The sequence below is a fragment of the Martelella sp. genome, from assembly GCF_984369615.1.
In genome coordinates, this window is record NZ_CFHTCS010000342.1 from 1 (window position 1) to 4,654 (window position 4,654).

General features: G+C 62.4%; 3 protein-coding genes. 1 reads left to right on the forward strand and 2 read right to left on the reverse strand.

All coding sequences use genetic code 11. The features are described 5' to 3' along the window. A partial coding sequence (locus AC5DC2_RS19750; protein WP_491699706.1) for an ABC transporter permease occupies positions 1-609 on the forward strand: 609 nt, incomplete at its 5' end. Positions 610-617: 8 nt separating this feature from the next. On the opposite strand, the gene AC5DC2_RS19755 is transcribed toward AC5DC2_RS19750, so the two are convergent. Beyond that, positions 618-2,189, reverse strand: coding sequence for an EAL domain-containing protein (locus AC5DC2_RS19755; RefSeq protein ID WP_491699707.1), 1,572 nt, complete (start codon positions 2,187-2,189; stop codon positions 618-620). A 220-nt stretch (positions 2,190-2,409) separates the two neighbouring features. Continuing rightward, on the reverse strand, positions 2,410-4,654 hold a 2,245-nt coding region (locus AC5DC2_RS19760; protein ID WP_491699708.1), incomplete at its 5' end, for a DNA-directed RNA polymerase subunit beta'.

A 4,654-nucleotide genomic window follows, 5' to 3' on the forward strand; every position in this document is an offset into this window, starting at 1 on the left:
CCGGCGGGCAAGTCGACGCTCAACATCGTGCCCGGCCTGCTCGGCACGATCCTGACGATGACGCTGCTGATCTTCACCGCCCTTGCCGTCACCCGCGAGATCGAGCGCGGCACGATGGAAAACCTGCTCGCCATGCCCATCCGCCCGATCGAGATCATGATGGGCAAGATCATGCCCTATGTCTTCGTCGGCGCGTTTCAGGCGGCGCTGATCATCTCCTCCGGCCTCTTCATCTTCGACGTGCCGATCCTCGGAGACCCTTGGTCGCTGGCGCTTCTGACGCTGCTCTTCGTCGTCACCAACCTGTCGATCGGCTACACATTCTCGACGGTTGCCAGGAACCAGCTCCAAGCCGTGCAGATGTCGATGATGTTCTTCCTGCCGAGCATCCTGCTGTCGGGCTTCATGTTTCCCTTTGACGGCATGCCGCGCTGGGCGCAGTATCTCGGCGAGGCCCTGCCGCTGACGCACTATCTGCGCATCGTGCGCGCCATCATGCTGAAGGGCGCCGACATCACGGTCCTCGGATTCGACAGCGCCATGCTGGCGGCGATCGCGCTGGTTGCCATCACCATTGCCGTCAGCCGCTTCAACAAGACGCTCGACTGAGCCGCTGATCATGCCTCCTTGCGCGGGCCTTCAGCGGCAAAGGCGCGCAAGAATTCTCGTGCGGGCATTGGCCGCGCGATCAGGAATCCCTGGATGCAGATGTCGGGATGAATGGCAACGAGATGGTCAGCCTGGCCTCTGGTTTCCACGCCCTCGCAGATCAGGGTCACCTCGAGCGCGGCGGCAAGTTCACAGACCTTGCTGACGATCACGGCGCCGATCGCCTGCTGGCCGATCGCCTGGGTGAACATTCGGTCGATCTTGATGCCCGCGATCGGCATGCGGGCGATATAGGCAAGGTTCGAATAGCCCGTGCCGAAATCATCGATGAGAATGCGATAACCGCGATTGCTGAAGGCCGCCATCGCCTGGGTCAGGCTGTCATGGCTTGCCGTCGAACGCTCGGTCAGTTCCAGGGCGACCTGGCCGGCGGAAAGCCCGTGGGACCGGGTTTCGGTCTCGAGAAAATCCAGAAACGCCGGGCTCAGTATGTCATCGGAGGCGACATTGATGCTGACATAGAAATTCGGATCGGCCGCAAGGTGCGCCGCCATGTCGGTGAATGCCCGCCGGACGACGCCGCGGGTGATCCGCCCGATAAACCCGCAGGTCTCCGCAGCGGGTATGAACTGATCGGGCGGCATCAGCGTCCCGTCGAAATCGACCAGCCGCGCAAGCGCCTCGGCCCCGCATATTCTGTTGTCGGAAAGCCTGACGATCGGCTGATAATGGACGGTAAGCCGGTCATCATTGAGCGCCCGCTCCAGCCTCTGCCGCCAGGACCGGCTTTCGCGATAGAGATGGGCATGCCAGAGTCCGAGGAAGGCGCCGGCCGAAACACCGCCGGCCAGGACAAGCAGAAAATCAAGCGGCGCCGTCTTCAGAAGGGCCGGCGCATCATAGGTGGCGACAACGCAGACGTCGGTCTTTTCATTGCAGCGCGAATAGACCCTTCGGCGCGCAATGCGATACCATTCGCTGCTGCTTCCGAGCAAAGTCGCAAGCCCTTCGGCATCGCCGAAGGACCGGTAGCTGTAGCTGGCATCGCTGGTCAGGACAAGGGCGGCCAGCCGCTCGGCGGGGTCGTCGTAGCGCGCGAAGGCGGACGGTTCCGTCATAACGACGCTGTTGCCGAAAGAGGCCATGTCGACTGCAAGGCCGGCCGGAGCAATGCCCCTGGTGTCCTTCCAGAGAATGGCCGCGTTGACGCCCACCACCTGCGAAGGCGGCGGCATCTTCACCGGGCTCGCCAGTTCACCCCATATCCCGGTGCAGACGAGGTACCCGTCCCTGATGCGGCCGACATCGGCAAGATAGGGGGCGGAGAAAACGACGCCGCGCATCGCCTCCAGGTCGTCTGCGGAACAGGGCATATCGTCAGATCGGTCGAGGGCGCGCAATACGGTCAGGCTGGTTTCGGCGACTGAAACCGCGTTTTGAAAGACGTCGGAGCCGTAATAGTCGACATACCCGTCCGCGTCATGGTTGCGAATGAACTCGGCGATCACCAGCGCGCATATCCCGCCCAGACAGATCCAGACAAGACAGATGATCCAGATACTCCGCCTACCCGCCTCCATCGCGCTTCCCTTCCGCAGCCGCGCGCGTGAGGAACCTTTGCCCCTTCTGAAGCGCCAGTTGTCCCAACAATCGCTCCCAGATCGACCGCTGACGACAGGACTGCGTAACCAGCAAATGCTATCGCTAGCATTTTAGCAATAAATGTGAAAGGCCGCCGAAAGTCGGCGGCCTTTCACACAAAAGCTTGAAAGCGGCCGGGCCGAAGCCCGAAGCCGGAATTTATTCGCCCGGCTGCGGCTCTTCGTTCATGGAGGAGAGCATCGGCGTTGCCTCGTCGGCGCCGGAAGCCTTGCGGCGGGCGTCGATGATGAGGTCGTCGCGCTGGGTCGCGATGCGGCGAACCTGGCCCATCGCGCGTCCCGTACCGGCTGGGATCAGACGGCCGACGATGATGTTTTCCTTCAGGCCCTGGAGCGTATCGACCTTGCCGGCAATCGCCGCTTCCGTGAGAACCTTGGTGGTCTCCTGGAAGGACGCGGCCGAGAAGAAGGACGGCGTCTGCAGCGAGGCCTTGGTGATGCCGAGCAGAACCGGCTCGCCTTCGGCAGGCCGCTTGCCCTGTGCCACAAGTTCCTCGTTCATATTGTCAAAGGCGATCGCCTCGATGATATCGCCGGTGATCTGGCCACTGTCGCCAGAAGCGGTGATCTCGATCTTCTGCAGCATCTGGCGAACGATCACCTCGATGTGCTTGTCGTTGATGACCACGCCCTGCAGGCGATAGACTTCCTGGATCTCGTTGACGAGATAGGAGGCCAGCGCCTCGACGCCCTTGATGGCAAGGATGTCATGCGGGGCCGGGTTGCCGTCGAGGATGTAGTCGCCCTTCTCGATGTAGTCGCCGTCCTGCAGATGGAACGGCTTCGACTTCGGAATGAGATATTCCACCGGCTCGACGCCGTCTTCCGCAGGCTCGATCTGGATGCGGCGCTTGTTCTTGTAGTCGCGGCCGAAGCGGATCGTGCCGTCGATCTCGGCGATCACGGCATGGTCCTTCGGACGGCGGGCTTCGAACAGTTCCGCAACGCGCGGCAGACCACCGGTAATGTCCTTGGTCTTGGCGCTTTCCAGCGGCGAACGGGCAAGCACGTCACCCTGGCTGACCTTCTGGCCGGGCTCGACCGAAAGGATCGCGTCGACGGACAGCGGCAGGCGAGCCTCGCCGCCGCGCGGCAGCTTCATGATCTCGCCATTGGCATCCTTGATGACGATGGACGGCTTCAGATCGGAACCGCGCGGCGTCGAACGCCAGTCGATGACCGAGCGCTTGGTGAAGCCGGTCGCCTCATCCGTCGTTTCGGTGACGGACAGACCTTCGACGAGGTCTTCGAAGTCGACCGTGCCGGAGACTTCCGTCATCATCGGGCGGGTATAGGGGTCCCACTCGGCAAGACGCTGACCGCGACGCACCGTGTCGCCGTCATCGACGAACAGTTTCGAACCATAGGCGACCTTTTGCGAGGACCGCTCCTGATCGCGCTGGTCGAGGATCTGGATCGCCATGTTGCGGCCCATTGCCACCAGAACGCCGTCGGAGTTCCGCAGAACGTTGCGGTTCTTGATCCGCACCGTGCCCTCATAGGAGGATTCCAGGAACGACTGGTCAACCACGTTCGCCGTACCGCCAAGGTGGAAGGTACGCATGGTAAGCTGCGTGCCGGGCTCGCCGATCGACTGGGCGGCGATGACGCCGACGGCCTCGCCGATATTCACCGGCGTACCGCGCGCAAGGTCGCGACCGTAGCAGACCTGGCAGACGCCCGTCTGAACCTCGCAGGTCAGAGCCGAACGGATCTGGACCGACTGGATGCCCGAAGCCTCGATCTTGATGACGTCGGCCTCGTTGATCTGACGGCCGGCCTCGACGATCAGCTCGCCGGTGACCGGATCCTCGATGTCGACAAGCGCCGCACGGCCGAGCACGCGCTGGCCGATGGAGGCAACCACCTGGCCGGCATCGACGATGGCGGTCATGGTCAGGCCCTTGTCGGTTCCGCAATCGGCCGTGTTGACGATGCAGTCCTGTGCCACGTCGACGAGACGACGGGTCAGGTAACCCGAGTTCGCCGTCTTCAGGGCGGTATCGGCCAGACCCTTACGGGCGCCGTGCGACGAGTTGAAGTACTCGTTCACGGTCAGGCCTTCCTTGAAGTTCGAGATGATCGGCGTCTCGATGATTTCGCCCGACGGCTTGGCCATAAGACCGCGCATGCCGCCCAGCTGACGCATCTGGTTCACCGAACCACGCGCGCCGGAATGGCTCATCATGTAGATCGAGTTCATCTGCTTCTGGCGGCCGGTTTCCGGATCGAATTCGACCGCGCGAATGCGGGCCATCATCTCTTCGGTAACCTTCTCGGTTGCCTTGCCCCAGGCGTCGACGACCTTGTTGTACTTCTCGCCCTGGGTAATCAGGCCGTCATTGTACTGCTGCTCGTATTCCTTCACGAGCGCTTCGGTCTCG